Here is a 26,494-nt window from a genome sequence, read left to right as displayed (position 1 = left end):
AAAGGGGATTTTTTATGAAACGTCAGCAACAACATCTTTTGCGTCAACAAGTTTGGCAAAAACTCCAATCGATCTCATTGAAGGACATCGCCTGGATCATCGCCGGGTCGTTCATCCTCGCCTTCGGGGTCAACTACTTCACCGTCCCGAACGCCTTCTCGGAAGGCGGCCTGCTCGGGGTCACGATCATCTTGTACTACTTGTTCGGTTGGGACCTCGGCATCACGTCGATCATCGGGAACGGCCTGTTGTTCATCGTCGGCTATAAGTTGCTCGACCGCCGGACGATGGTCTATTCGGTCGTCGCCGTCGTCGCGACGTCGTTCTTCCTCAGCTTGACCCATAACTGGGGCAGCCCGGCCGAGGATAAACTGCTCGCGGCGATTTATGCCGGGATCTTGATCGGTGTCGGCATCGGCATGGTGCTCCGCGTCGGCGGGACGACCGGGGGCGGGGTCATCATCGCCCGGCTCATGGAACGCTATCTCCACATGAGCGTCGCCGTCTCGATGTTCATCATCGACGTCATCGTCGTCGGGGCGTCGGGCTTTTTCCTCGGGGAACAAGTCGTGCTTTATACGCTCATCGCCATCATCATCGGCTCGTGGGTCATCGACCTCGTCGCCGAAGGGTTGAACATCCGGAAAGCCGTCACGATCATCAGTGACAAGCACGAAGAGCTCGCCGCCGTCTTGACGGAGACGCTCGGCCGCTCAGCGACGATCATCCACGGTCACGGCCATTATTCGAAGCAAGATAAGAACATGTTGTACATGATCGTCGACAAGCGCCAAGTCGGTCCGCTCAAGAAAATCGTCGAAGTGACCGACCCTCGTGCGTTCGTCGTCATCCACCAAGTGAAAGAAGTGATCGGGGAAGGGTTCAGCTACCCATCCCGTTAATTTGAAAGCTGGCGTTTTTATCACAACTTCTATATAATAAGAAGCGTGTAAAAAGAAGGAGGAACTGACTATTATGCAAACGATCGCTACAATCAGCCTGCTCGTCGTGGCTGTTTTATTGATTGTCGTCGTACTGCTCATGTCAGGTCGGTCGCAAGGTCTTGGGGCGATTGCAGGTGGCGCGGAGCAGTTGTTCGGCCGCCAGAAAGCACGCGGCTTTGACGCTGTTTTGAACCGAACTGCAGCTGTACTAGGCACATTGTTTTTCATTTTAGGATTACTAGTCGCATCACTATGATGAAAGGCTGATCGTTCTCGGTTTTTACGTGAGGCGGTCAGCTTTTGTTTTTTTGCATTATTTTTTGGGAATAATGGAATGTATGAGGAGTTGACTTGGACGATGAAAGTGAGTGCACCGAAACCGTTCTTCTTCGAAGGCGGACCACGTGCCGTGTTAATGTTACATGGCTTTACAGGATCGAGCGCGGACGTCCGCATGCTCGGTCGTTTCCTACAAAAAGAAGGCTACACGTGCATGGGACCCCAGTACCGGGGACATGGCGTCCCACCAGAAGAGTTGCTCGAATTTGGACCGAACGACTGGTGGCAGGACGTCCAAGACGCCTACCAAGCGTTGAAAGACAAAGGCTACGACGAAATCGTCGTCTGTGGCCTATCGCTCGGCGGCGTCATGTCGCTCCGTCTCGCTTCAGAAGCGAGCGTCAAAGGTGTCGTGCCGATGTGCGCACCGACTGAAATCGATGCCGAGGACCGATTGTATAAAGGAGTCCAGGCATACGCCCGAGAATATAAATCAAGGGAAGACAAATCGACCGAACAAATCGAACGGGAGATGGCGGACTTCAAACCGATGCCGACACTCACCGATTTACGTGCGTTCGTCGAGGAGACGACGTCTCGGCTCGAAGATATCTTCGTACCGGCGCTCGTCATCCAAGGAGCGAAAGACCGCATGGTCGATCCTCAATCTGCACACGAGATCTACGAGGCGATCAACGCGTTCCAAAAAGAACTGCTCATGTACGAGCATTCGGGACACGTGATCACCCTCGACAAAGAAAAAGAGAAACTGCACCAGGACGTGCTCGATTTTCTCGAAACGTTAGACTGGTCAGTGTGAAAAAGGAGGTGTCACGTTGAATTTACGTGACCAACTACTAGAAATCATCCAGGCAAGCGACAAAGCGCTGACTGTAGACCAATTGACCGAGCGTCTTGCGCTCGAGTCGACGGATGCCTTTAAAGAGCTCATCCGCACCTTGAACGAACTTGAAGCGGAAGGCTTGATCGGCCGGACGCGGACGAACCGTTACGGCACGCTCGCCGTGCTCGGCCAAGCGGCCGGGATCATTTCGATCCACCAACGCGGCTTCGGCTTCTTGTCGGTCGAAGGCGAGACAGAAGACGTGTTCTTGCCACCGGACCAATTGAAAGACGTCTATCACGGCGATACGATTCTCGTCAAAAAACGCGAGGATAACCGTGGCAAGACAGAAGGCGTATTGCTCAAAGTCTTGAAGCGCGGCCTATCTGAATTTGTCGGGACGTATACACTCCCGAGCGGCCGCCTCGACCAGTTCGCCTTCATTGAACCGGACGACAAACGCATCAACTTCTGGCCGATCGTCAACACAGACAAATCGCTCGGTGCCGTCGAAGGACACAAAGTCGTCGTCCGCATCACGAAGTATCCGGATGGACGTTTCGCCGGAGCGTGTGACGTCGTCCGTATCATCGGACATAAGAACGACCCTGGCGTCGACATCTTGTCGATCGTCTACAAGCACGGCATCCCGACGGAGTTCCCGGAAGACGTCATCGACCAGGCGAACGCCGTGCCGGAAGAGGCGGACGATAAAGACTTCATCGGCCGTGTCGACCTGCGTAACGAGACGATTTTCACGATCGACGGCGAAGACGCGAAAGACTTGGACGATGCCGTCCACGTCAAGAAACTGAACAACGGCAACTATGAACTCGGTGTCCACATCGCCGACGTGTCGCACTACGTCAAGGAAGGCTCACCGCTCGACGTCGAGGCGTTCGAGCGCGGGACGAGTGTGTATCTCGTCGACCGTGTCATCCCGATGTTGCCACACCGCTTGTCGAACGGGATCTGTTCACTCAACCCGCACGTCAACCGCCTGACGCTCAGCTGTGTCATGGAGATCTCGCCGCAAAACGGGAAAGTCGTTAGCCATGAGCTGTTCCCGAGTGTCATCAAGACGACGGAGCGGATGACGTATACGAACGTCCGTGAAATCATCGAACGTGACGACGAGGAGACGCTCGCGCGCTACGAGCCGTACATCGGTGAATTCGACCTCATGGCCGAACTCGCGGAAGTACTTCGTGCACGCCGTAACTCGCGCGGTGCCATCAACTTCGACTTCGCCGAGGCGAAAGTCATCGTCGACACGGAAGGGAAAGCAGCCGATATCGTCTTGCGCCCACGCTCGGTCGCCGAGAAGTTGATCGAGGAGTTCATGCTCGCGGCCAACGAGACGGTCGCCGAACACTTCCACAAGATGGACGTCCCGTTCATCTACCGTGTGCACGATAACCCGAAATCAGACAAGCTCGATTTCTTCTTCGACTTCGTCGCCAACTTCGGCGTGCATATCGAACGCTTCAAAGGCCAAAAAGTCGAACCGAAGACGCTTCAGAAGATCTTGAAAGCGATCGAAGGGCAGCCGGAAGAGCCTGTTATCAGCACGATCATGTTGCGCTCGATGCAACAGGCGAAGTATGACGATGTCTCGCTCGGTCACTTCGGTCTTGCGACCGACTTCTATACGCACTTCACGTCGCCGATCCGTCGTTACCCTGACTTGATCGTCCACCGTCTCATGCGGACGTACGCCTTCAATCAAGATACGTCGGATAAGACGATCTCTAAGTACGAGGAACGTCTCGGCTCGATCGCCGAACAGACGTCGAGACGCGAACGTCGCTCGGTCGACGCTGAACGGGAGACGCAAGCGCTCAAGAAAGCCGAGTACATGGAGTCACGTCTCGGTGAAGAGTTTGACGGTGTCGTCAGCGGTATCACGAACTTCGGGATGTTCATCGAGCTCCCGAACACGATCGAAGGGCTCGTCCGTCTTCAAACGATGGATGATTACTACCACTTCGACGAGTCACAGCTCATGTTGCTCGGCGAGCGGACGAAACGTCAGTTCCGGATCGGTGACTCGGTCCGGGTCAAAGTCGACGCCGTCAACCTAGACGAGCGCACGATCGACTTCACGGTCGTCGGTATGCCGAAACGGGAACAGACGCGCCGTCGCCAACCGACGACGATCAAAGCGACGGAAGGTCGTCCGAAGAAAGACGATAAGCGCGGTGGACGCGGCCGTGACGACAAACGTCCGAAACGCGGCAAGCCGGGAAAACCGGGTCAAGCGGGCAAGCCGAGTAAGCCGGGCGAGAAGCCGAAATCGTCGCAAGGACGTTCGGCGCTCGATCTGAAGAAACAAGACGGTCAAAAACGAACAGGCGACGCGAAACGCGGAGCGAAGAAACGTCGCTGACGGGAGGGGGAGACCCCTTCCGTAATTTGATATAAAGGACTGAGTAATATGGCCAAGAAGAAAGATTCGAACGCGCTCGCGCAAAACCGAAAAGCGTCCTTCGATTATGCGATCGAAGATACGATTGAAGCCGGCATGGTGTTGACCGGGACCGAGATTAAATCGGTGCGCCAATCGAAGATCAACATCGCCGACGCGTACGTCCGCTTTGACGGTGGCGAGGCAACGCTTCACAACTGTCATATCAGCCCGTTCGAGCAAGGGAACCGGTTCAATCACGAGCCGCTCCGTATCCGAAAGCTATTGTTGCATAAAAAACAAATCAACCAGCTCATCGGCGCACAAGGCCGGGACGGGTATACGATCATCCCGCTCAAAGTGTATCTCAAGAACGGCTTCGCTAAATGTCTCCTCGGCATCGGGCGCGGGAAGAAGAAGTATGACAAGCGCGATGACTTGAAGAAGAAAGACGCGAAGCGTGACGTCGACCGGGCACTCCGGGACCGGCAAAAATACTGACAGCGAGACCTGATTGTGGTATAGTAGTGATAGTACCAATTACCACCTCGGGGACGTTATGGATTCGACGGGGGTAGGTCGGTCGTATGTGGCGTGTCGAGGGGTCGGCCTCGTTAAAACGCAAACGCCTATAACTGGCAAAACTAACACACAACTCGCAGCAGCCTAAGTGCCCTGCGGATCCTGACATCCATCGCTTGTGTGGATGATTATCAGGGTCTCAAACTAAGCAAGCTACGCTTCAACCTCGCCGTCTGAGGGCGCGAAGAAGAGATGAATCAGACTGGATGCGACAACGCCTGTTTATCGGCAGTGTCACATTGAGATCCAATAGATAAACTACACACGTAGAAGCATGCGTTACGATGCCTTCGGACGCGGGTTCGACTCCCGCCGTCTCCATTTTTAAGCAGTCTACAATGACTGGAATCAATGACTTTTAATGAAGACCTTCTAATTTCATTGAGATTAGAAGGTCTTTGATTTTAATGGAGCTATTAAATTAAAGCAGGTGAAGAGAATGGGAAAATATCAATTAGATCATAAAAGTAAAGTGGCGGCTGCAAAGTATCAAGACGGTAAAAAACCAGCTGTTTCGAATAAAAAAGAAAAGCTAAATCAGATTCGAGAAGCATATTTGCAGAAGCAAAAAGATAAGCAACAGTCTGGGGAATGATTAGACTGCTTAGCTGACTTTATGTGTCATGCTATCAGGAGTCGAAATGAAAGAAGAGGGCCAGCCGTGCGTATGTTTTGCATGGGTGGCCCTCTTCTTGTTTTTCCTTTTTCTAATCTGATGCGAGTTGATTCTCACAATAAGTTAAAAAAAATTGCAACAATTGTATCATTTTCATGAATGAAAATGTTTTCTATAAGAGGAAAAATTAATATCACTATTGCGATAAGTATTGCTCCTAGATATCCAATCAAACGTTTATTTCTTTCTTGCTTTTCGTAATTTGAAGTAATGATAGAATACTTATTATACATTTCTTCGATACCCTTATTAGAACTCAAATTATTATTTTCATGAGAGTTGTGTTGCGGTACTTCCTGCTCATATTTTTTTTCATGTAAAGGTTGATCTAAAGTCTGGACTACAATAGTTTTATTTTTCTTATCTTTAGATTTTAATTTTTCATACATATAATCTATGTCGGAATGATTTTCAACATTGTTAATTGTAGACTCATATTTCTTTGTATAATATCGAATTTTATCTAAATGCTGAATAGTGTGACATACTTCACTTTGAGAAAATTGAACAGAACTTAAGATACTAGACAATGCGTTAGCATTTTGTCTCATGATTCCTGCAGTCTCCATTCGACTCGTGCCACCTAAATGCGTAGAATAAAGAGATAGAGAGATAGAAAAAGCTAAAATGACATATGAAGCCATCGGAACATTAACAGTATAGTAATTATAAAGAGTTAAAATAGACAAAATAATAATAATCATATTGTAAAATAACAACAACTTGTTTCGCCACTCATGTTCTTTTTTTAAACGATTCGCCATGTGAAATCTACTTCTACGTGTGTCGTCAATTTTTCTAATTAAATTTTCATATTGTATGGTTAGATTTTCATTATCAAATGATTTTTGCTGAATTTTTTCCACATTTATTCCTCAATTTCATTAAAATTAAAAATGGTAATGTTAAAAACCGCCGATTTTTCAAACGTTAGTTTTCCTGTACAATGTCATAAACTAATTTAGATAGTGGTCTTTTATAGAATAAATTTTCATCAAGTTCTGTACCATATAAAAGTCTATTCTTATCAATTTCACTTAAATTCATATTTTTGAACAGCTCATTAAAAGAGTCTTTATATGCGTTATTATAAGCCTCTTTTTTATATAAAATCTCACTGACAAATATTTTATGACAATTGTACAGTTTTTCAAGCTCGAATAGTAAAGCATGATCATTATATATTTCATCTTCACAAATAAGTTTGATTTCAAAATTAGTGCTCTGGTTAAAAAAAATATCGAGGGTACTATCTTTATTTAATGTTGTACAAAATCTCATCTTTTTATAGTCTATTTTTTGATTGTAAGGATTTATTATTTCAATACCTTTTGCTAACTTAAATCTAGAATTGCAAATCTGACATGAGGGAACGAAATTGTATAAGGATAAAGAAAGTAGTTTAAAGTCTTTTTTTGGATAAAAATGATCTAAATCACTAGTTGTTTTTGATTTACCTTCTTTTTCGTAATTTGAAATGAAATTTCGATTACAATATGGACATACTTCAACTTTAAAGGAATATAAAATTTCATGTCGTTTTTGACTAGATATCATGCTATAGTTTATCGATTTATCAATTAAGCTATGTAATAATTTTAACTTCTTTTTTATTTCAGAAATAAATTGGAGATATTTAGTTTTATTTTTGTAAAAATCTTTATGTTCACTCAATATGTTATATAGCCACTGATTTTGGTACTTTTCCACTAATTCTTTTCTGATTTTTTTCAATTCTAAATTGTCCAGATTTTTTTTTGAAGCCCATTTATTTTTTGAATCAATATCTGATAAGAAAATAAGTTTAGAAGTTAAAAAATAGTTTTTAAATTCCTCATAATTTTTACATAAAAAAGCTATATCTTTAGCTAAAAGATGCTCTATAAACTCTTTTGAACTACTTTGTCTATTAGTGAACAGAGAAGTTATCTCTTCACCCGTAAATGGGTTAATATCTCGAGATGTATAGTGCAAAATTTTTTTTGAAATTTTCGGACTCATATAGCGAATGTAATTTTCGCTATAATTAATAATTGCTTCGTCACTTAAATTTATCATTTTTCAACTCCTCCTCAATTTTCTGTAGTTCTATTAATAAAGCTTCCTTTTTATTGATTAATGAAGTTTTGGGTGAAACAACGGATTCCATTTTTTGATTGTAATAATTAAGAAGTTGATTTCGAATTAATTGATCATCAATTAATTCAATAATAGTTTGTACTTTTTTTAGCTCAGCAAACATTTCATCTTTTTTCTTTCTTGATAAGGATACTTTTTTTTCATTGAGTTTTTTGATTCGTGAATCTATATCATGAATGATAGTATTAAAAGTAAGAGTTGCATAAGCCCCTATAGGCTGATCCATAAAAAAATTATTCTTTATTAAATCATAGAAATTGCTCATCAAACCGAAATCTGCATTAGTTATTTTTCTCTCAAGTTTGCCGCTTATTTCATTTTTATTTATATCGATACATTTTATATAGTGACGAGGTAAATCTGAAATCATAAACGGAGAATGTGTAGTTATAATAATCTGGAATTTAATTTTTTTATTTTTAGTCTCATTCAATGTATTAATTAACTCTAATATATATTTTCGAGACCATTCAGGATGGAAATTCGCGTCAGGTTCATCTAATAAGATAACTATGTTTTCAATGTGTTCATTTAAAGTAGCCACATGTACCGCTTTTGATAAGGTAGAAAAATGCTTGATATATTGAAATTCGCCACTACTCAAATTTTTGAATTGAACTCTAAGCGGATAGCGTGATCTTAGACTTTCCGTCCTATCCATAAAAATCATCAAGTCTGATATCGTCTCATCTGAACTAGATTGCTTAAATGGAATGACAATACGATCACTATCATAATTTTTATCCGCTATTTCATTGACGACTTTAAAAATATCTCTATAAAAATTAGGGTTATAGCTAGAAGTTTCTAAAAAAATAGATTTGAAAATAGTGTCTAATACACAGAGTAGATATTCTATTCGTGATTCAAAATCCTGAAAATCAATATTAGCATTAAGCTCATGAATTATATTATATATCTTGTGAATATCAACAATCTCATCTTTATTTTCAAGCATTTGGTAGTATATTATTTCTTCAAAAAACTCAATTATAAATCTTTCTTTTTGAGTCCATTGTTGATTTTTTTTTGATTTTTCAAATGGAAGTTGAATTTGATTATTAAATAGAATCACATATTCCTGGTTGCCATAAAGATTAATATTTTTAATCTCTTTTTCGATGCTATTCAATTTTTCATTCTGCAAATGATATTCATTGTATTGTATTGAATCCCGCTTAGTGATAATTATTTCGATATTTCTTGCGCTGAAGCTTGTAGTTTTTGAAGAGATAGATTTTTTAATTTTTTTATAAACATCTTGCATTAGGGGATTTTGTAAATACACTCTAGAATACCCAACAGAAGAATTTTCACCTCTATTTTTTTTTCCGAAATACCAATATTCTTCTAAATCCATTGGATTATATAAAATCACTAATTTGTCTTGTTCTCTTAAATCTTCATATTCTTGAATGACATCTATAAAGTCTAAGTTTTCCTGTTTATTTTCTACAACAATTGAGTACTCGTCGTTTAAATATTTGTGCTTTATATTAATATTTTCTATTATGTCAATATTGTTACCCTCTACCACAAAAAAATCATTCTTTAAATGATAAACTGCAAACCATGTTTTTGATTCGCTACCAGATAAAAAATTTATCCTATTTGATCTAGTAGAACCCACTAAGTCTAATATGGAGCTTTTTCCGCTCCCATTCTTTCCAACAATTAAATCTATGGATTCAATGTTATCTTCTTTAAAAAACACAGGTATCTGATTGTCTGTTTTTTTAATTTGAAGAGATTTATCTGCAACACTGAAACTGACTTTGAAGTTTGAAGAAAACTCAATCCCTTGATCGATAAAACAATCATTTAAGTTCTCCATATAAATATAAATTAATTTTCTAGTCATAATGTATCTCCCTGATTAATAATAACTTTTATTTCTAATTTTATTATTGAATATAATAACAAATATGCATAAGAATTTAACTGAAAAAATTGCTTTTATAAATTAAATTAGTTTTAGTATTTCAAATAATTATCTTTATATCTACCCACCGTTCATTATTATTTTGACACTTTATTTAATTATTACCAACTATTTAAAATGGGATAATTGAAGGCTAATAAGATTTTGCTATATCTTTATGTTGCACTACAACTCGTTTTTTTACAGAATGAGAACTTTACTGAAAAGTACAGTATCTGTGCAGGTATAGAGCAAATATTAAAAAAATCGGGTTCGTTTCGGCTCTTCAATCGCTCGACGAGTTCAAACAGATTTTACTGAGTCACGGTCATCCCATCTGTTTTTATTGCATGAAGCCGCTCAAACAGATTCACGTCGATCACTTTATCCCGTGGTCTTATATGCAGAATGATGTCTTATGGAATTTTGTCCTCGCTTGTCCGACTTGTAATACGAGCAAGAACAATCGAATGGCGAAGGTTGATTATCTTTACGCGCTCGTGGAACGAAATCATAAGTTAAAAATGGCAGAGCAGATGGAGACGTACAAAGAGACGAAATTGATTCACCTGTATGATTATGCGGTGCAAAATGGGCTTGAAGCCAATTGGGTACCGAAGACATAAACGTGTTCAATATTTTGCGAAATTCATAGATATCGGAATGCCATTTAAACAGAGGTTATGACCATCAATTTATGAACTTCATAATATTTCAGAATGGGGAACGTCACAAATATAGAAAATCGCTCATCTCAATTAGCAATTTAAACGGAACAATCATTTCCAAAAATTGTATGGTTAACTGAGGGAAAGAAGATTGTGAGGGGAACAATAATGGACATTCATTCTGAAAAGATGGACGAAGGGGAACTTACTTCTTATTTGACGTGGTTGATTGATGATTATGCGAACGACGTCGCCCGCAATTATCAATTACCTGCTGCACTGGCGCAAGAAGAGTCGACGCAATTGATTCGTAGTCTGTTTCCAGACAATCAACCGACTGAGGGACAAACAGTCGTCCATGTGATAGACGGTGCGACGCGAGTCGGGGTTTTATGGTATGCCTTTCAGGAAGAATCAAAGCGTGTCTTCATTTACCATGTTTGGATGCAAGAAGCCTATCGCGGACGTGGATATGCGACGGCAGCATTGCAACGACTTGAGACGATTACAGCACAAGAATTAGGGGGCGACGTCAATTGGTCTAAGTGTATTTGGTTCAAATCCGGATGCTGAGCGACTTTATGCACGCCTCGGATTCCAACAAGCTTCGATTGCGATGAACAAGCTTTTAGGTGAGGTATCGAGATGAAGCGCTTTTGGAAATGGGCATTGCTCGGAATCGGAATACTTGTCGTCGGGATGGGAGGGCTCGTTTTTGGCGTTCAATCAGTCGATGCAGTCCGATCCGGATGAAGAAGCAAAGGCAATCCAACTCGCTGAGCCGTATGTAGCGGAATGTTTTGACAATGCCGAATTGAAGAGAGAGGTCACGTTCGACAACATGGGGAATTTCCCGTTCGAATATGCGGCAACCTCAGTTGATTCTGTGACAGGGACCGAGTTTTTCGTTTACGCGGACGAGACGACAGGGGAAGTCGTCGACACGTTCCTGGCATCGAAATGGGAAGATGACGTGACGGATGTTATTGAGGATTCGGTCATGACGTGGTTTGGAAGCGACGTCACATACGACGTTTTTTTACGATGAAGTAACCCTACGACAACTCGGCGCTTCGGCGGCGAACCCGTTCGCCCATAAAACGGCCGACGTCGTACCGACAATCCTGGTGACGATTCATCGGGAGCCAGCGTCAGGAGACGAGGCACTCGTCCGCACTTGGATGACAGCGCTAAAAGAGAGCGACATGTTACGTCATGCGGAAGTTCATGTCGACTATGTCGCTAAAAATGGAGAGATTCTCAATGACGGGCCCTCGTTAATTCTATCGTTCTAATGAAAAAACACTTTCTGCGTGCAGGAAGTGTTTTTGTTCGGTCTATAGTCACCACAAGTTAAACAAAGCCGCAACAATCGCATCACTTCCATCTTGGAACATAAACAATCCGAGTGCAATTAACAAACCTCCGATGACGAGTGTGCCGAATCGCATGAATCCGTTCGTGTTTTTTTGAATAAGCCGCGCATCACGAGCCGTGCACCTGGATTTGAAAACGCCTGTTTATCGGCAGTGTCACATTGAAACTTATTCGATAAACTACACACGGAGAAGCATGTGTTAACAATGCTTTCCGACGCTGGTTCGACGCCCGTGGTTTCCATTATTTTAAATTTATTGCAAATGTTTTTATGTGTTAAACTTTAAGCTAAGGAGGTTAAAAAAACATGATATCACAAACTTCAGATCCAAATATTGAAACTATAAACTCTAGAATTCAAAAAGGTATTTATGACTTACAACCTGATTTTCAACGTGGAGAAGTGTGGGATGTAAACAAAAAGAGAAAATTGATTGATAGCATTTTAAGAGATTGGCATATTCCTCCTATTCACTTGGTCTATGTCAAAGATTCTGGAAAGCATGAAGTTTTAGATGGTCAACAAAGGCTTGCCGCAATTAGAGATTTTATAAATAATCAGTTTGGGGTATTTGGAGATGAGATCCCATTAGATCCTCTTATAAAAGAGTTAGATGGTTTGAAATTCTCTGATTTCCCTGAAAAAGTAAAAAATAAATTTTTAGATTATACTATTAGAGTGTTTATTATCAAAGAGTATCTTCCTGAAGAACCTGGAGAGCTCTTTTATAGATTAAATCAGTCCACAACCTTGAGTCCTGCTGAACAAAGAAATTCTTTCTACGGAGTTCCTAGAAACCAAGTGAAAAATTTAAGTGGCTACATGAGTCATTTAGGTTTAGATAAATCAGTTCTGGGGTTTTCTAATGCTAGAATGGCTCACGATGATATGTTAGCAAAAGTTTGTTTTACATTAGAAAATAAATCGTTAAAAAAACCTGCTTCATCAAAAAATATTACTATGAAATACAGAAGAGGTGAACCTTTTGACGAAAACGCAATAGAAAAAGCAACACAGTCTTTAGAAATTTTTAGTGACTGTCTTTCTCAATTTGATACGAACATTAGATTTAATAAGTCGACTATGTACAGTTTACTCTGTTTTATATCGCAACTTGATTCTTACATAGACACTCAATTTTTGGGTAAATTTATTTATAACTTTGAAACTTCAAAAAATAACTCAAGGAATATACTTTTTACTTATTATGATTTAGAAATTCCTGAAGAAGTAGTAGAAGATCTTTTAAATCTTTACAACGATAGGGCCAGTTATAGGGCTGAAAACACTAGCTCTATTAAATTAAGAGATTTAGTCTTATGGATTTTTATGTATTTGACTTATGATAAATTTAATTTAAAATATCCTGAACAACAAAAGTTACTCTCTAAATTAATTCAAACTATTTCTGAAAGTTATGATAGTAATTACTCAAGTGCTAACTTAGCGTATATTCTCGAAGAATTTTTGGAGAATTATTGGGATAACGAACTATGAGAAGTGCGGAGATAAATGATTATTGGAGTCGACTTGAAAGTAAAAAAGCCGAATTTAAAACAGGTATCGCAGAATTAAGCATCACGAGTTTAGGAATGCTTCACTCAGATAGAATTGCATTTGATGGACAATTGATAGCAATTTGTGGGAGAAATGGTGTAGGTAAATCCACTTTACTTAGTTCTTTAATTGCAGTTTTAGATCCTATTTACTTTCAGTCAAACGCCTACAGACAAAAAAAAGTAAATGAATCATCTTTTGTATTAAAAGTTTTGTATGATAATAAAAATCATTCAATTTCTTATCCACAAGTGGGGTTACAAGAGGGTGGAGCAAATGAAGCGGAAGAAGCTCAAGGTGAAGAATTAAATTTCTCTTCTATGATTATTGACACTTCGAATCATTGTACAGAATTATTAAGTTATTTTACTAAACAAAGTAATCTCTCTGAATTGATAGAGCCTGCTCCCTCAAAAAAGTTGAATCCTAAAGAGTTAAAAGAGTTAAGTTTTATTTTAAATAAAGACATTTCTAATTGTTATATCTATGATATTGAGGTAGACGATGACCGCTATATTCCTTACTTTGAAATAGAGTACTCAGGACACCTTCATGGGACCGAAATTTTAGGATTAGGGGAAATTGCAGCTATATATATATATTCTTCTGTTAAAAATTTGGCAAAGCATAGCTATTTGATAATAGAAGAACCTGAAACTTATTTATCTTATCAAACTCAAGAAAATTTGATTAACGTACTTGCTAAATATACTGTAGAAAAAAAACTTTGTACTATAATCACTTCGCACTCTCATGCAATAGTAAATAGGATTCCTGCACACAACATTGTATATGTTTCCAGGACCGGGTCTCGCTCAAAGGTCAAAAAACCTAAAAATAAATACTGGACCTTAAAGTCATTAGGAATGCCGCTCACAGTTCCTATTATTTTTTGTGTGGAAGACAATGTTGCTAAAACAATAGTTACAAACATTTTCAATAGATATAATTTAAATAGCCAATTTGATTACTTGGTGATTACATTAGGCGGTGTAGAAAATATCAAAAACACTTTAAAAGTGCCTCACTTATCTATACTGCCATCTAGAATAATAGGCATATTTGATGGCGATCAAAATGGTAAAATTACTGGACACTATTCTCATCCGTTTACCTTTTTACCTGGTTTACTTAGTCCGGAAAACCAATTTAAAGATTTGATATTATCTCAAATAGATGTTGTCTCATATAGTTTACAAATAGACTCTGAAAAACTAGAGGAAGTACTAACTGCCTTAGAAGGGTTTAACGAACATGATTGGCTAATTGAACTCTGTAGAGACCTTTCTATTAGTCAAGATATATTTATTGATAAAATGATAAATATATTATTAGAAAATAATAAAGAAGATTATGATGATTTCATTTCACAAGTAAGTAATTTTTGTACTTAATTTTCAATAGTATTTGCTAAACATTTGTTAGGAGTAGACAGATTTATTTCCCGCAAAGCTTTAATGTACTTCAACTATGAATAGCTTAAGAAAACTAGGAGATCAATTGTGATTGTTGGGTTAGAGACTGGATGAACTCGAATATGGACCATGTAAAAGAAGAAAATAGCGTTATTATTTTTTGTCTTTTTTATAGTTGGCAATAATGAGTATTTAAGGCTAAAATTTACAATTAAGTTCCTAAGATATAAGTGAATCGAACCTGTTTACAAAGGTTCGATTCACTTATATCTATTTAATCCTCACCACAAGTTAAACAAATCCGCAACAATCGCATCACTTCCATCTTGAAACATGAACAGTCCAAGCGCAATTAACAGACCACCGACGACAAGTGTGCCAATCCGCAGGAGGCCGTTCGTGTTCTTTTTGAATACGGCACGAATTACGAGCCAGCCACCGATCAACAGCATCAAGAAATACCAAAATCCCATAACCATTCCTCCTCTTCCTGTAATTGAGTCTAGTTTACATAAATTTTCCAATGCACACTGTAGGGCTCGCGACTGATTTAATCTCAGTCCAAGACGGGTACATAACCTCTATGTGCAAACTAAGGGGAGTGACCAATATGCGGAAAACGATCGTCATCGCGGGCGCGAGCGGCTATATCGGCTCGAACGTGATGGAACATTTAAAAGAAGAATATGACATTATCGCCTTATCCCGCTCGACGAAGAACAAGGAAGACGAGGCCCATATCACGTGGCGGTCGTGCGACTTGTTCTCATATGAGCAGACGCGCGAGGCGTGCGAAGGGGCGGACTACGCCATGTTCCTCGTCCACTCGATGATCCCGGACGGTGGGCTAACGCAGGCGACGTTTGAGGATATGGACGCGCTCATCGCTGATAACTTCGCCCGGGCAGTGAGCGCGAACGATATCGAGCAGATTGTCTATTTGAGCGGCATCATTCCAAAAGAGTCGAAGACGTTGTCACGGCACTTGAAGAGCCGCCTTGAAGTCGAACGCATCCTCGGTGGCCAAGGCGTTCCGGTGACGACGATCCGGGCCGGACTCATCATCGGTCCGGAAGGCTCGTCGTTTCCGATTCTCGCGAAACTCGTCAAACGACTCCCGGTCATGATCCTCCCGAACTGGACGAAGACGGAGACACATCCAATTGATTTGCGAGAAGCGGTCCAAGCGCTCATCTCGGTCGTCGGGGCCGAATCGTTGTACGACCATCATATCGACATCGGTGGTCCGGAAGTGATGACGTATCGGAAGATGATCGAAGATACGGCTGACGTCATGGGCAAGCGTCGCGTCATGATCGACTTCCCGTTCCCGACGATCAAGCTGTCACGGCTTTGGGTCATGGCTGTCACCGGTGAGCCGAAAGACACCGTCTATCCGCTCGTCGAGAGCATGGATCACGTCATGGTCGCCAAAGACACGGACGGCGTCAAGCAAGGTGAGATCCCGTTCAAGGAAGCGGTCGAGCACGCGCTCGAGGAAGAAGAGAAGCAGAAGTCGGCCGGCAAGAAGAAAAAAGCGCCGCAACAGTATACGGTCCGTTCGATTCAACGTTTCGGTCTGCCAGACGATAAATCAGCGGCTTGGATGGCCGACGAATATTTCGAATGGCTCGGGCGGATCGCTTATCCGCTCATCCAGACGACGAAAGAACAGGATGATTGGGAAATTGCGCTCCTCCGTCCGTCACTCGTCGCACTCCACTTGTCGCTTGAAGATGCGGCGACGGACGACATGGCCTCATTCGAGATCGATGGGGGACTGTTCGCGAAGCTGACCGAGGACGACAAGACCGGCCGCCTTGAGTTCAGGCGACTCCCTGACTCGGACGAGGGGCTGATTGCAATCCACGAGTTCGTACCGGCCATGCCGTGGTGGTTCTATACGAAGACGCAGGCGAAAGCCCATCTCGTCGTCATGTGGCTGTTCGGCCGTCACGTCCGTTTACTTGGAGAAGACGCGGACGAGGGCGATCAAGTCGTCAAGGCACCGACGAATTAATTTCATGTTCCCACGAGAAGACAGGACACCCTGTCTTCTTTTTTGTGCCCTTTCATCATGGTCTATGTCTGCTTTTAAAAGTTAAATGCGCCAATAGCATCAAAAAAATAAATACATTGCATAACAAGTTATTCATGTGGGAAAATTAGGTAACTCTGATTGGGATATAAATGGATGGACTTATGGAAATCGATAAAAAGTGATTGAAAAGGCAGATCGACACGATTATCTTGTCGTTGCTTAACGATCAGGATATGTACGGCTATGAGATTGTCAAAGTCGTCCACGCTCGAACGGACGAAACGTTCGAGTTGAAAGAAGGGACGCTCTACTTGTCTCTGAAACGACTCGAGAAGAAAAGGAAGCGTCGAATCGTATTGGGGCGACGATCAAGGTGCCGGTGGGCGCCGGAAATACTACCGCGTGACAATAGAAGAGCTGGCCGCGCCCGAACGCGATCGGTTTTTGGATGGCGAATCGTACTACATCGAAGGAGGAATAATATATGAAGCAACTCATTCAACGAGAACTCACTAACATCTGGACCGTCCGTTCCTTACTCGTCTATGCGACCATTATCTTCATCGTGCCACTCGTTCAGTTCATGACGATTCGAGAGGGGTATCAGTTCTTCGAGCCGATTGAAGTGTTTGAAGAAAGCGTCTCGACGATTCCGAGCATGTTGTTCCCGGTGCTCGCCATCTTGATTTTTTTACCGAATATCCTCGCGGAACACCGTCATCATTTCGTGACGTATACACGGACGCGCGTTGACCTATCGAAATATCTGTTCGTGAAGGGGCTCGTCAACGCGGTATTGAGCGGCGTCGTACTCTTCCTTATGATTTTCGTGACTTTTTTATTTGTGCTATACATCGAACCGATGTTCCATCTCGTCACGTATACCGACGTGACGGAAGGGGTAATCGTACCGCAGACGACGTTATCGTTTTTGGCTGACATCCATCCGCTACTATACGGATTCTCCTATGCCGTCTGGATTGGGTTGAATGGGGCGTTATATGCGACGATGGCCTATCTGTTCATGTTGACGCTTGAGAATGTGTTCGTCGCCATCTCACTGCCGTTTTTGATGTATCACATCCTGAATTTTGTCGCAGGTGTTTTTCAGTCGCCCCAGTTCTCACCGCTCAGCACGTTGTTCCCGTTCAACATCACGGCGCAGCCGGTGTGGACGATGTTCGTTCCGTTTCTGATTTTCGTTTCGCTTGGGGTCGGAATTTATGTCTTCCGGCTCCGTCCACGTCGCGAGTGGAGCTTTTAAGGGGGGATGGGTCATGGTTGTGGAACGCTTGAGACACGAGTTCACGCGAAAAATTTGGCTACTCGCGCTCATCATCGTCTTCTTATATGCTTTTTTTTCGAAGCGCGAGATGATCGAAATAGTGCACGTACAACAGACGAAGGTGAACATGTGGGATGGATTTTATGCGCTCACGAACGACATGTATTTGCTGACGTATTTCGTGTTTCCCATCATATTGTTTCTGTCGGTCGGCATCCTCATCCGTGAGAGCCGTCATGAAGTGTTTATTCGTTTCGCGACGCCTCGAGGCTGGGCTTACCGGACGTTGAAGCTATTCCTCGTCGAGACCGCTCCGCTGTTCACCGTCTTGTTCGTGCTCAGTCTCTTCATGACAATCGGATTGCCTTATGAAGGAGGATGGAGCGGTTATACGCAAGGGATCGATGATGTGAATGCGACGAGCGTGTTACAGGAGCAGTTCTCGATTCCGTGGCATCCGCTCCCGGTACAACTGCTGTTGTTGCTCTTGTTCCTTATCACTGTTCACTTCTCGCTTGCCGGTCTGTTTTTTTTCCATCAAAAGAAAGGCTGGCTGTACGCGCAGACGATTGTGACGTTCTTCTTCGGTGTTTTCGGGTTTAAGGCGCTTCCGGAGGAGCTGAAGTTTTTGTCACCGACGACGTATCTATCGGTCGCGATGACGTCCCTCTCCTATTCGAGTTTACTTGTCGCCGCACTCGTGCTCGTCTTTGTGATAGCGGGGCAACATCTCGTATTCGGTCAGCTGACGACCTTACAGCGTATGGACTGGGGAAAGTGGAAAGATTACGGGCCCTATATGTTATATGGTGGCTTAGTATTTTTACATATTTCATATACCGCGATGATGTCCTCAAACGAAATCACAACGGGTAGCGAACTCGTGACAGCGACGTTCATCGGGGTGAATTCAGATTATTTCTCCTATCTTTCGCTCATGTCGTACTTGATTCTCTTCTTTGGGGCGACGTACATGAGTCAAATCCGGATGCAGCGGGAACTGCAAGAAATCAGTCATTACAAGCTCATCCGGTATAAGAGTCCGCATCGCTGGTTCCATACGATCATTGTCCGAGAAGTGATGTTTTTCGCGGTGCTTATCACATGTCTGATTGGAGCGACGCTACTCGTTGGTCAGCTCATGCGCCTGGAGTTCAGCTTTGGAGGTGTGTTTGAGCACTCGCTCCCAGCCGTGGTCGCGTTTCTATTTGTCAGCACGGTGTTTCAATTACTTGTCTATACGTTGATCTGTTTTATCGTGACTTGGTTGCTTCAGGAGGCGTATGCGGTGCCGATGGTGTTAGGGGTGTTATCAATCTTGCTGTTTCCGAGCTTGAACGTCGGCTGGTTACCGGTCGGCATGAACGCTTTGGTCGTGCTTGAGTCGCACTCGATTCCATACGTGTTGTCCATATTAGCGGGAACGGTCGTTTTGTTGATGACGAGTGCGCACCTGTTGTTCAGAAGAAGTTTACAAGTATAAAGGGGGATGACCATGTCTGCAGTGATTGAATTAAAAAATGTGACAAAGTCATATAAAGGAAATGTGTTGTTTGACGCGGTCGACTTATCGATTCCACCAGGACGGATCGTCGGAATCGTCGGACCGAACGGGTCGGGGAAATCCATCCTTTTCAAAATGATGTGCGGGTTCGTCTTCCCGGATGTGGGAGAGGTGTACATCCGAGAGAAACAGATGGGGAAGGATCATCGTTTCCCGGAGGACATCGGCATCATCATCGATCGTCCAGGTTATATTGCCAATAAGACCGGGTTTAAGAACTTGAGCGAATTGGCGCAAATCCAAAACAAGATTAGCGAAGAGACGATTCGGAAAACGATGTCAATGTTGGGACTGAACCCGGACAATCAACAGAAAGTGAAAAACTATTCGCTTGGGATGAAACAGAAGCTTGCCATCGCACAAGCCATCATGGAGAATCAGCAGATTTTGATTTTGGACGAAGCGTTTAACGCGTTAGATCATGATAGCGTCCAATCGTTACGGGAGTTGTTGCTCGCGTTTCGAGACGAAGGGAAAACGATTCTCATCACGAGTCACAATCAAGAAGACATCGATTATCTCTGTGAGGACGTGTATCGGATCAATCGGGGAAAGCTAGAGAAAATTGTTTGAAAGGAGAAGTAGGCTCATCGTCATGTGGCTATTCGGCCGTCACGTCCGTTTGCTTATAGAAGACGCGGACGAGGGCGATCAAGTTGTCGAGACACCGACGAATTGAAGAAGACGCAACCATCACACAATGGTTGCGTCTTCTTGTTCTGTCTTTTAGTACATAATGAGTACTGTTCGGTTTTCTCTCATTATTCGTTTACTACGTGACGGTTCAAGTGTTGATTTATTAAATCATGAAGTATTCGGTTCTCTGATTCATTCAGTGCGGGAATCATTTTGGGGACAATGATAGCTTCGTTCGTTTCATAGTATAAAAAGAAGTGATGGTCGTCTTCGCCAACAACTTTAATTGATTCCCATGCCACGTCAGTTTTTTTAATCCCACTGACGTAAGATGAATTTACGTGAATCCCAGTTTCGTGAAGGTGCAACGTCACATCGCGCGGCCATCGTTTATCGTTTTTATACGCAGATTTGAGTTTACGAAGCGTGACGAAATCGTAATATTTTCCAATAAACGATTTTAATAAAATTACAGGGATAAGAGCTAAACAGACCACAATAATTTTAAATATATTCTCTGAATTCAGGTAGAGAGTATAAAAATAGAGAGACATTGGCAAGACGATATGGAGAACGATAAAGCCGAACAGGAAGACCATCATGGCGAGTGCGATAGTTGTGATGTTATATCTAGCTTGGTGATGCTCAATCCTCTTTAATGAGTCTTTCTGTAACGCCATAAAATCTTCAAACGTCAGTTGATATTTTGTATCCATCGTGTAATCCCTCTTTTTCTAAGTAAAGCCGTATACATTTTTAACACCTTACACGTAGTGATTAGATTTGTTGCCGTCACGACTTACCTCTTTTTATGTGTTGCACTTTAAAATAACAATAACAAAGTGTTTACTGTAATTTCCAATAAAGTAACTTTGATTGTTCTAGACGACGCAAGACGCGATTGACGCGTCTTACCGGACCGACAGGATGTGGCTGAACGGGATGCGGCGCACGTCTGTGTCGAACAGTTCGACTTCGCGTTCGGCGTAATAGATGGCATGGACGTAGCCACGCATAGAGCGGGCGAGACCATCCTCGAACAACGTCAGTTCGACTTGGTCGCCTTCCCGGATGGCCCGTTCGAGTTCGGTCTGCCACAGATAAAGGAGTTGCTCGTCGATGTCGGGCAGCTCGATCTTTTGGACGTGGGCGTAATATTTTTTGAGCAGCGCCACGTGTTCGGGCATGAGAAACGGGATCCACTTCAATTCACCGCGGTCTTTGTAGCGGGTTTGGCTCATGACGGTTCACCTCCTTGTTTATGTCCGCCGATCAGGCGTTGCCGCGTGCGGAGCGGACTGTCTTTCAGTAGACTCGAGGCCGGACGGATCGTGCCGCGGCCGAAGCGGACGTTCAATTGATCGACGAGGTCTAAAAAGTCGAACCGACGGGCCCGAGCCCATTCGTCCTCGAACAACGACAGCTGGACGTGGTCGCTCCGGGGCTCGAGCTTGCCGAGGGCGACCGAGACGTAACGGACCGCCTCGGTCTCGTCCCACGCCTCAAGAAACAGTTGGAACAGGACCGGCAAAAACTCACGCTCGTCCGCCGTGAAGCGGGCGAGCTTTTTTTGTTTGCTGAAGCCGCGCCGCTCGCTCGTCCGGGTGTAGCGGACACCGAGATGGATGTTGCCGCCGACGAGTCCCGACTGCCGCGTCCGCATCCCGACCTCGACGGCGATCGCCTGCAAGACGAGTCGGGTCGAACTTTCCGTCGTATAGTCTTTCATGAGCGTGATGCCGTGGCCAATCGTCCGGGGCCGTTGGCGTTTCGCCCCGAACAGCGAACTCGCCGGCAGGATCGTCGGCGACTCGTCGATGCCCCAGGCGTGATGCCACAGCTCGGCGCCGATGACACCGAACTTATCGTGCAACACGTCGAGCGGATAACGGGCCAGGTCGCCGATTGTGTCGATGCCGAGCCGATGGAGATGGACCGCCATCTTCGCCCCGACGCCCCACATCTTCTCGATCGGCGCCGGATGGATCAATCGTTCGACGTCGTGGAGGGCACAACTGGCGACACCGGTCTTTTTGCCATGCAAGTCGAGGACAAGTTTGGCGAGGACGTTGTTCGGTCCGATCCCAATCGTGACCGGGACGCCGGTGTAGCGGAAGACGGTCGAGCGGATGAGGCGGGCGACGTGGTCATCGTTCCCGAACAAGCGCTCCGTCCCCGTCAAGTCGACGAGCGTCTCATCGACCGAGTAGACGCGGATCGCCTCAGGCGGTGCGAACTGGTGCAAGATGTGGACGATTTGCACCGATACGTTCAAGTAATGGCTCATCCTGGCCTCGGCGTAGAGGACGTGCCGTCGCTCATGCCAAGGCAGGCGGTCGATGTGAAAGCGTCGGGAGCCGGTCTTGATGCCGAGCCGTTTCAGCGGCGGGGTCGCGGCGAGGACGAGGGCGCCGCTGTCCTGTAAGTTCGATAAGACGACGAGCTTCGTCTTGTACGGGTTCAAGTTACGGGCCGCGCACTCGCAGCTGGCATAAAATGAGACGCTGTCGACACAGAAGATCCGCCGGCGCATGATCCCATCTCCTTTTTTACGAACAAATGTTCTGTTTTTCTTATCGTATCACGGTCTCAAACCGTCTCAAATAGAAAAATGAAAATAAACTTGTAAATATATTTTGAAATTTACCCAATTTTTATAGGAATTTCACAATTTAAAAACCATCTTTTAGGAAGTTTTCGTAAAAAAGTCTCCGAAATGAGCAAAATTTCGCTATAATAGACGGGTATGGATTTGACAATGACTGTGAACTAAATGGAGGCTACAACGTGATTCAGTTTGTAAAGCAATTGACGAATGACCAGAGCCGGCGCTTGAAAGGCTATCAGCGACGCGTCGACCGGATCAACCAATTAGAGACAACGATGCAGGCGCTCTCAGACGACGAGATGCGCACATATACCGAAACATTGAAAGCAAAAATCGTCGACGGCGCCAAAGTCGATGATGTCGCCGAAGAAGCGTTCGCCCTCGTCCGTGAGGCGGCGGTGCGTGTCTTAGGCATGCGTCACTATGACGTCCAGCTCATCGGCGGGTTCGCCCTCCTCGAAGGGAACATTTCCGAGATGCCGACCGGGGAAGGGAAAACGCTCGTCGCCGCGCTCCCGAGTTACGTCATAGCACTCGAAGGCAAAGGCGTCCACGTCATCACCGTCAACGAATATCTCGCGACGCGTGACGCGAAACAAATCGGGCAGATCCACGATTTCCTTGGTCTCTCGGTCGGGTTGAACGTTCCTGAGATGGAACAGAGCGACAAGCACGCTGCTTACCAGGCCGACATTACATACGGCGTCGGGACCGAGTTCGGGTTCGACTACTTGCGCGATCACTTGGTCGGGTCACCGGAAGAGCGCGTCCAGCGCCCGTTCCACTTCGCCATCATCGATGAAGTCGACAGCATCTTGATCGACGAGGCGAAGACGCCGCTCATCATCGCCCAAAAAGACCGCTCGCACATCCGCTTGAAGGAGTTGGCGCAACGTGTCGTCACCGAGCTCGACGAGGCGGACTACGAAGTCGACCTCGAATCGAAATCGACGGCGCTCACTGACTCCGGGATCTTGAAAATCGAAGACATGTTCGCGGTCGACAACTTGTTCAGCGCCGAGCATCAAGTGCTCTATCACTACCTCGTCCAAGCGCTCCGGGCGAACGTCTTGTTCGAACTCGACGTCGACTATATCGTCAAAGAAGACAAGATCGAGCTCATCGACTTGTTCACGGGACGGATCATGGAAGGACGCAGTCTGTCGGAAGGGCTTCATCAGGCGCTCGAGGCGAAAGAAGGCGTCACGATCACCGAAGAGAACAAGACGACGGCCGAGATCACGATTCAGCATTATTTCCGGATGTATCCGCTCATCGGTGGTATGACCGGGACGGCCCAGACGTCTCGCCAAGAGTTTTTGAAGACGTACAACATGGACGTCGTCCAAGTGCCGACGAACCGGCCGCGTTTGCGCGAAGACAACTCGGACCGTATCTTCATGACGGTCGACCAAAAGTATGCGGCCGTGACCGACAAAGTCGTCGAGCTGCATGAGATGGGACGCCCGGTGTTGATCGGCACGACGTCGATCGCCCAGTCCGAGGCCATCAGTAAGCACTTGTCGAAACAGCGGATTCAGCATGAGGTGTTGAACGCGAAGACGGTCACGCAAGAAGCGGACATCATCGCCGACGCCGGACGCTTCGGCAAAGTGACAATCGCGACGAACATGGCCGGTCGCGGGACCGATATCATGCTTGATACGAAATCGAAAGAAGTGGGCGGCTTGTTCGTCATCGGGACGGAACGCCATGAGTCGCAACGTGTCGACAACCAGCTTCGCGGTCGTTCGGGACGTCAAGGCGATCCTGGCGCGACGCAGTTCTTCGTCTCGCTCGAAGATGAGATTGTCAAACGTTACGCGATCCAAAAACTTGAGCGGATCGAGAAGAAACTGAAGCCGGACGAACGTGGCGAAGTGTCCGCGAAAGACGCGGCTGACGTCATCGAGTACGCCCAGACGACAATCGAAGGACTCGGCGTCTCGATTCGGGACTACTTGTTCAAGCTCGACGACGTCTTGAACGAACAACGGAAAATCATCTACACGATCCGCGATCAGGCGGTCAACGCCGACGCTGCGGCGATCACGAACAACGTGCTCGGCATGATGCATCTCGCTTTAGCGAACAGTATCGACATGCACGTCTCGGACGAGCTCGTCCCAGAAGAGTGGCCGCTCGACGAGTTGAAGACAGACCTCGTCTACTTGACGACACGCGAGCCGGTCTGGTCAGATGAGATCGCCGACTCGTTGGAATTGAAGGCAGAGCTTGCGCCGTGGATCGACGACATCGTCAAAACGGCCGAGGCCCGTCTTCAAGCCGAGGAAGTCGTGACGTTCGTCAAAGAATCACTGTTACGGGCGTTGGACGGAAAATGGACGGACCACCTCACGACGATGAGCGGATTAAAAGAAGGCATCGGACTCCGTAGTTATGGGCAGGAAGACCCGAGTCGTCAGTTCGGTAAAGAAGGATTTGAGATCTTCGAACAGACGTATGTCAATATTGCCCGTGAAGTGACGACGGAAGTATGTCAGCTCGACCGCTATTTCGTCACGCAATTGGAGGAGGAGTAATATGTTAGGATTTCGTAAACGTAAACAAATCGATACAGGGAAGACCGAGACAGGGCGTCAACTGACGCTCGTGATCGACAGCGACATGGGGATTCCGAAAGAAGACGAGTACATGTTCCGCTATCACGCGAAGCGGCTGCCGGCGCTTCTCGACAACCAACTGTCGATCGAGCTGTTGCACGCTGAAAAGTTGATGGGCGGATTGTCGCTCGTCGCCTTGTTCCGGAACACGCTCCCGAGCTCGTTCGAAGTCAATGAATTGCCGGTTCTCCTCTTGAACAAAGACAACGTTCCGCTCGGGCGGAAAGTATTGAGCCGCGTCGACCTTCCGAGCTTCGAGCCGTGGACGAGCAAACCGGTCTATTTGGACTTTTTTGCAGATGAACTGTTCGGCGAGTTTGAAGCGGAAGAACTGACGTCGATGCGACTCGTCTTCCAAATGAATCCGATCGATCCGTTACAGATGCTTCTAGATGAGGAAGTCGAACAATTTTCGAACACGGCGTGGCAACAGCTCCGTCGCACGAACGTGTCGACACCGCCCGTCGGCGAGAATGAGTTCAATTTGATGCTCGTCTCGGTCGAAACAAGTGAGACGAACGTCACGGCGACGTTGCTTCTCCGTAACGGCTACGAGCATGAACTGAACGTTGAACAGTTACCGCTCGAACTCGTGAGCGGGGACGAAGCGATCGCGAACACGACGATTCGCTTGAGCGAGCCGGTCCAAGGCAAACACGCCTATCCGGTGCCGGCGACGTTTGAAGCGATTGAAGTGACAGGGCCGTTCACGGTCCGCATCAAACAATAAGGAAAAGCCCAGGTTCTCTAAAACTGAACTGAACCCCGAATGAAGGACACTTGAAATAAGTGACCCATTTGAACTGCCCCATAAAAGTTGGACATAAAAATCCAACTTTTATGGGGTGTTTTTATGGTCAAATTTACGAAGGCTTTCAAAATTCATGTGGCCGAACGCTACTTGACGGGCAAAGACGGATGCACAA

The 26,494-nt window shown here is 45.1% G+C and carries 25 protein-coding genes, 1 other RNA gene and 2 pseudogenes; 21 read left to right on the top strand and 7 right to left on the bottom strand.

From position 1 onward, the window contains the following. Positions 1 to 14 precede the first annotated feature (14 nt). The 7 genes from EVJ21_RS04945 to EVJ21_RS04915 all read left to right on the top strand — a co-directional run bounded on the left by EVJ21_RS04945 (position 15) and on the right by EVJ21_RS04915 (position 5,651). On the top strand, positions 15 to 902 hold the full coding sequence (locus EVJ21_RS04945; protein ID WP_167615727.1) for a YitT family protein: 888 nt from the start codon (positions 15 to 17) through the stop codon (positions 900 to 902). A gap of 73 nt (positions 903 to 975) precedes the next feature. Beyond that, a complete protein-coding gene (gene secG / locus EVJ21_RS04940) occupies positions 976 to 1,200 on the top strand; it encodes a preprotein translocase subunit SecG (protein ID WP_012726902.1) in 225 nt (74 codons plus the stop codon). A 102-nt stretch (positions 1,201 to 1,302) separates the two neighbouring features. After that, the gene (locus EVJ21_RS04935; RefSeq protein ID WP_070328793.1) at positions 1,303 to 2,043 is read left to right on the top strand and encodes an alpha/beta hydrolase; all 741 of its coding nucleotides are present in this window, start codon (positions 1,303 to 1,305) and stop codon (positions 2,041 to 2,043) included. A 16-nt stretch (positions 2,044 to 2,059) separates the two neighbouring features. Continuing rightward, on the top strand, positions 2,060 to 4,456 hold the full coding sequence (gene rnr / locus EVJ21_RS04930; RefSeq protein ID WP_131490017.1) for a ribonuclease R: 2,397 nt from the start codon (positions 2,060 to 2,062) through the stop codon (positions 4,454 to 4,456). A 48-nt stretch (positions 4,457 to 4,504) separates the two neighbouring features. Continuing rightward, the gene (gene smpB, locus EVJ21_RS04925) at positions 4,505 to 4,975 is read left to right on the top strand and encodes an SsrA-binding protein SmpB (protein WP_070328710.1); all 471 of its coding nucleotides are present in this window, start codon (positions 4,505 to 4,507) and stop codon (positions 4,973 to 4,975) included. A gap of 49 nt (positions 4,976 to 5,024) precedes the next feature. Then, positions 5,025 to 5,380, top strand: a transfer-messenger RNA (tmRNA) gene (gene ssrA, locus EVJ21_RS04920). Positions 5,381 to 5,495: 115 nt separating this feature from the next. Next, positions 5,496 to 5,651: an alcohol dehydrogenase gene (locus EVJ21_RS04915; RefSeq protein WP_131490016.1), complete on the top strand. Its 156-nt coding sequence runs from the start codon at positions 5,496 to 5,498 to the stop codon at positions 5,649 to 5,651. Positions 5,652 to 5,785: 134 nt separating this feature from the next. Here EVJ21_RS04915 and EVJ21_RS04910 read toward each other — a convergent pair whose 3' ends face one another. The 3 genes from EVJ21_RS04910 to EVJ21_RS04900 form a co-directional block, all read right to left on the bottom strand. Then, positions 5,786 to 6,598: an SLATT domain-containing protein gene (locus EVJ21_RS04910; RefSeq protein WP_131490015.1), complete on the bottom strand. Its 813-nt coding sequence runs from the start codon at positions 6,596 to 6,598 to the stop codon at positions 5,786 to 5,788. 64 nt (positions 6,599 to 6,662) lie between these two features. Further along, positions 6,663 to 7,790: a hypothetical protein gene (locus EVJ21_RS04905; protein ID WP_131490014.1), complete on the bottom strand. Its 1,128-nt coding sequence runs from the start codon at positions 7,788 to 7,790 to the stop codon at positions 6,663 to 6,665. Further along, the gene (locus EVJ21_RS04900) at positions 7,774 to 9,732 is read right to left on the bottom strand and encodes an AAA family ATPase (RefSeq protein WP_131490013.1); all 1,959 of its coding nucleotides are present in this window, start codon (positions 9,730 to 9,732) and stop codon (positions 7,774 to 7,776) included. The genes EVJ21_RS04905 and EVJ21_RS04900 overlap by 17 nt, the downstream gene beginning before the upstream one ends. 410 nt (positions 9,733 to 10,142) lie before the next feature. Here EVJ21_RS04900 and EVJ21_RS15540 point away from each other — a divergent pair. The 7 genes and pseudogenes from EVJ21_RS15540 to EVJ21_RS04870 form a co-directional block, all read left to right on the top strand. Further along, a pseudogene (locus tag EVJ21_RS15540) lies at positions 10,143 to 10,256 on the top strand (HNH endonuclease); the annotation flags it as partial. Positions 10,257 to 10,262: 6 nt separating this feature from the next. Next, entirely contained in the window at positions 10,263 to 10,418 is a 156-nt protein-coding gene (locus EVJ21_RS15500; protein WP_236636577.1) for a hypothetical protein, read from the top strand. Positions 10,419 to 10,628: 210 nt separating this feature from the next. Next, entirely contained in the window at positions 10,629 to 11,033 is a 405-nt protein-coding gene (locus tag EVJ21_RS04890) for a GNAT family N-acetyltransferase (RefSeq protein ID WP_131490011.1), read from the top strand. Positions 11,034 to 11,175: 142 nt separating this feature from the next. Further along, positions 11,176 to 11,508 (top strand): hypothetical protein, encoded by a 333-nt coding sequence (locus tag EVJ21_RS04885; RefSeq protein WP_131490010.1) that lies wholly within the window; start codon positions 11,176 to 11,178, stop codon positions 11,506 to 11,508. Continuing rightward, positions 11,471 to 11,755 (top strand): hypothetical protein, encoded by a 285-nt coding sequence (locus EVJ21_RS04880; protein WP_131490009.1) that lies wholly within the window; start codon positions 11,471 to 11,473, stop codon positions 11,753 to 11,755. The genes EVJ21_RS04885 and EVJ21_RS04880 overlap by 38 nt, the downstream gene beginning before the upstream one ends. A gap of 389 nt (positions 11,756 to 12,144) precedes the next feature. After that, the gene (locus tag EVJ21_RS04875; protein WP_131490008.1) at positions 12,145 to 13,335 is read left to right on the top strand and encodes a DUF262 domain-containing protein; all 1,191 of its coding nucleotides are present in this window, start codon (positions 12,145 to 12,147) and stop codon (positions 13,333 to 13,335) included. Further along, positions 13,332 to 14,789, top strand: a complete 1,458-nt coding sequence (locus EVJ21_RS04870; protein ID WP_131490007.1) for an ATP-dependent nuclease — start codon at positions 13,332 to 13,334, stop codon at positions 14,787 to 14,789. The genes EVJ21_RS04875 and EVJ21_RS04870 overlap by 4 nt, the downstream gene beginning before the upstream one ends. Positions 14,790 to 15,091: 302 nt before the next feature. Here the strand turns inward: EVJ21_RS04870 and EVJ21_RS04865 are convergent, their stop codons facing one another. After that, positions 15,092 to 15,283: a hypothetical protein gene (locus tag EVJ21_RS04865; protein ID WP_131443139.1), complete on the bottom strand. Its 192-nt coding sequence runs from the start codon at positions 15,281 to 15,283 to the stop codon at positions 15,092 to 15,094. A 137-nt stretch (positions 15,284 to 15,420) separates the two neighbouring features. On the opposite strand from EVJ21_RS04865, the gene EVJ21_RS04860 reads away from it, so the two are divergent. From EVJ21_RS04860 to EVJ21_RS04840, 5 genes and pseudogenes are all read left to right on the top strand, one after another. Further along, positions 15,421 to 16,830, top strand: coding sequence for an NAD-dependent epimerase/dehydratase family protein (locus EVJ21_RS04860; protein WP_131490006.1), 1,410 nt, complete (start codon positions 15,421 to 15,423; stop codon positions 16,828 to 16,830). Positions 16,831 to 17,033: 203 nt separating this feature from the next. Then, positions 17,034 to 17,367: pseudogene (locus tag EVJ21_RS15495) on the top strand (PadR family transcriptional regulator). Then, entirely contained in the window at positions 17,336 to 18,115 is a 780-nt protein-coding gene (locus tag EVJ21_RS04850) for an ABC transporter permease (RefSeq protein WP_131490005.1), read from the top strand. Before EVJ21_RS15495 ends, EVJ21_RS04850 begins: the two are co-directional and overlap by 32 nt. A gap of 13 nt (positions 18,116 to 18,128) precedes the next feature. Continuing rightward, positions 18,129 to 19,619: a hypothetical protein gene (locus EVJ21_RS04845; RefSeq protein ID WP_131490004.1), complete on the top strand. Its 1,491-nt coding sequence runs from the start codon at positions 18,129 to 18,131 to the stop codon at positions 19,617 to 19,619. A 12-nt stretch (positions 19,620 to 19,631) separates the two neighbouring features. Beyond that, a complete protein-coding gene (locus EVJ21_RS04840) occupies positions 19,632 to 20,273 on the top strand; it encodes an ABC transporter ATP-binding protein (protein WP_131490003.1) in 642 nt (213 codons plus the stop codon). Positions 20,274 to 20,461: 188 nt separating this feature from the next. Here the strand turns inward: EVJ21_RS04840 and EVJ21_RS04835 are convergent, their stop codons facing one another. The 3 genes from EVJ21_RS04835 to EVJ21_RS04825 all read right to left on the bottom strand — a co-directional run bounded on the left by EVJ21_RS04835 (position 20,462) and on the right by EVJ21_RS04825 (position 22,869). Further along, a complete protein-coding gene (locus EVJ21_RS04835) occupies positions 20,462 to 21,052 on the bottom strand; it encodes a YcxB family protein (protein ID WP_131490002.1) in 591 nt (196 codons plus the stop codon). A gap of 195 nt (positions 21,053 to 21,247) precedes the next feature. Then, positions 21,248 to 21,577 (bottom strand): YolD-like family protein, encoded by a 330-nt coding sequence (locus EVJ21_RS04830; RefSeq protein ID WP_071397939.1) that lies wholly within the window; start codon positions 21,575 to 21,577, stop codon positions 21,248 to 21,250. After that, a complete protein-coding gene (locus EVJ21_RS04825) occupies positions 21,574 to 22,869 on the bottom strand; it encodes a Y-family DNA polymerase (RefSeq protein ID WP_131490001.1) in 1,296 nt (431 codons plus the stop codon). Before EVJ21_RS04825 ends, EVJ21_RS04830 begins: the two co-directional genes overlap by 4 nt. A gap of 254 nt (positions 22,870 to 23,123) precedes the next feature. On the opposite strand from EVJ21_RS04825, the gene secA2 reads away from it, so the two are divergent. Both secA2 and EVJ21_RS04815 read left to right on the top strand, forming a co-directional pair. Continuing rightward, entirely contained in the window at positions 23,124 to 25,487 is a 2,364-nt protein-coding gene (gene secA2, locus EVJ21_RS04820; RefSeq protein WP_131490000.1) for an accessory Sec system translocase SecA2, read from the top strand. A 1-nt stretch (position 25,488) separates the two neighbouring features. Next, positions 25,489 to 26,298, top strand: coding sequence for an SLAP domain-containing protein (locus EVJ21_RS04815; RefSeq protein WP_131489999.1), 810 nt, complete (start codon positions 25,489 to 25,491; stop codon positions 26,296 to 26,298). Positions 26,299 to 26,494 lie beyond the last annotated feature (196 nt).

The organism is Exiguobacterium sp. SH0S2 (genome assembly GCF_004337185.1).
Lineage (GTDB): Bacteria > Bacillota > Bacilli > Exiguobacteriales > Exiguobacteriaceae > Exiguobacterium > Exiguobacterium aurantiacum_A.
The sequence above is the reverse complement of the archived record's forward strand: the minus strand, read 5'-3'. Positions and strand labels throughout refer to the sequence as shown.

Excerpts from the sequence above, each read along its gene's own strand:
- EVJ21_RS04840 (WP_131490003.1), top strand. The coding sequence starts at position 19,632 with ATGTCTGCAGTGATTGAATTAAAAAATGTGACAAAGTCATATAAAGGA.
- EVJ21_RS04875 (WP_131490008.1), top strand. The coding sequence starts at position 12,145 with ATGATATCACAAACTTCAGATCCAAATATTGAAACTATAAACTCTAGA.
- EVJ21_RS04825 (WP_131490001.1), bottom strand. The coding sequence starts at position 22,869 with ATGCGCCGGCGGATCTTCTGTGTCGACAGCGTCTCATTTTATGCCAGC.
- EVJ21_RS04905 (WP_131490014.1), bottom strand. The coding sequence starts at position 7,790 with ATGATAAATTTAAGTGACGAAGCAATTATTAATTATAGCGAAAATTAC.
- EVJ21_RS04845 (WP_131490004.1), top strand. The coding sequence starts at position 18,129 with ATGGTTGTGGAACGCTTGAGACACGAGTTCACGCGAAAAATTTGGCTA.
- EVJ21_RS04850 (WP_131490005.1), top strand. The coding sequence starts at position 17,336 with ATGAAGCAACTCATTCAACGAGAACTCACTAACATCTGGACCGTCCGT.
- EVJ21_RS04915 (WP_131490016.1), top strand. The coding sequence starts at position 5,496 with ATGGGAAAATATCAATTAGATCATAAAAGTAAAGTGGCGGCTGCAAAG.
- EVJ21_RS04860 (WP_131490006.1), top strand. The coding sequence starts at position 15,421 with ATGCGGAAAACGATCGTCATCGCGGGCGCGAGCGGCTATATCGGCTCG.
- EVJ21_RS15500 (WP_236636577.1), top strand. The coding sequence starts at position 10,263 with ATGGCGAAGGTTGATTATCTTTACGCGCTCGTGGAACGAAATCATAAG.
- EVJ21_RS04865 (WP_131443139.1), bottom strand. The coding sequence starts at position 15,283 with ATGGGATTTTGGTATTTCTTGATGCTGTTGATCGGTGGCTGGCTCGTA.
- EVJ21_RS04890 (WP_131490011.1), top strand. The coding sequence starts at position 10,629 with ATGGACATTCATTCTGAAAAGATGGACGAAGGGGAACTTACTTCTTAT.
- smpB (WP_070328710.1), top strand. The coding sequence starts at position 4,505 with ATGGCCAAGAAGAAAGATTCGAACGCGCTCGCGCAAAACCGAAAAGCG.
- EVJ21_RS04935 (WP_070328793.1), top strand. The coding sequence starts at position 1,303 with ATGAAAGTGAGTGCACCGAAACCGTTCTTCTTCGAAGGCGGACCACGT.
- EVJ21_RS04945 (WP_167615727.1), top strand. The coding sequence starts at position 15 with ATGAAACGTCAGCAACAACATCTTTTGCGTCAACAAGTTTGGCAAAAA.
- EVJ21_RS04815 (WP_131489999.1), top strand. The coding sequence starts at position 25,489 with ATGTTAGGATTTCGTAAACGTAAACAAATCGATACAGGGAAGACCGAG.
- EVJ21_RS04830 (WP_071397939.1), bottom strand. The coding sequence starts at position 21,577 with ATGAGCCAAACCCGCTACAAAGACCGCGGTGAATTGAAGTGGATCCCG.
- secG (WP_012726902.1), top strand. The coding sequence starts at position 976 with ATGCAAACGATCGCTACAATCAGCCTGCTCGTCGTGGCTGTTTTATTG.
- EVJ21_RS04870 (WP_131490007.1), top strand. The coding sequence starts at position 13,332 with ATGAGAAGTGCGGAGATAAATGATTATTGGAGTCGACTTGAAAGTAAA.
- EVJ21_RS04900 (WP_131490013.1), bottom strand. The coding sequence starts at position 9,732 with ATGACTAGAAAATTAATTTATATTTATATGGAGAACTTAAATGATTGT.
- EVJ21_RS04835 (WP_131490002.1), bottom strand. The coding sequence starts at position 21,052 with ATGGATACAAAATATCAACTGACGTTTGAAGATTTTATGGCGTTACAG.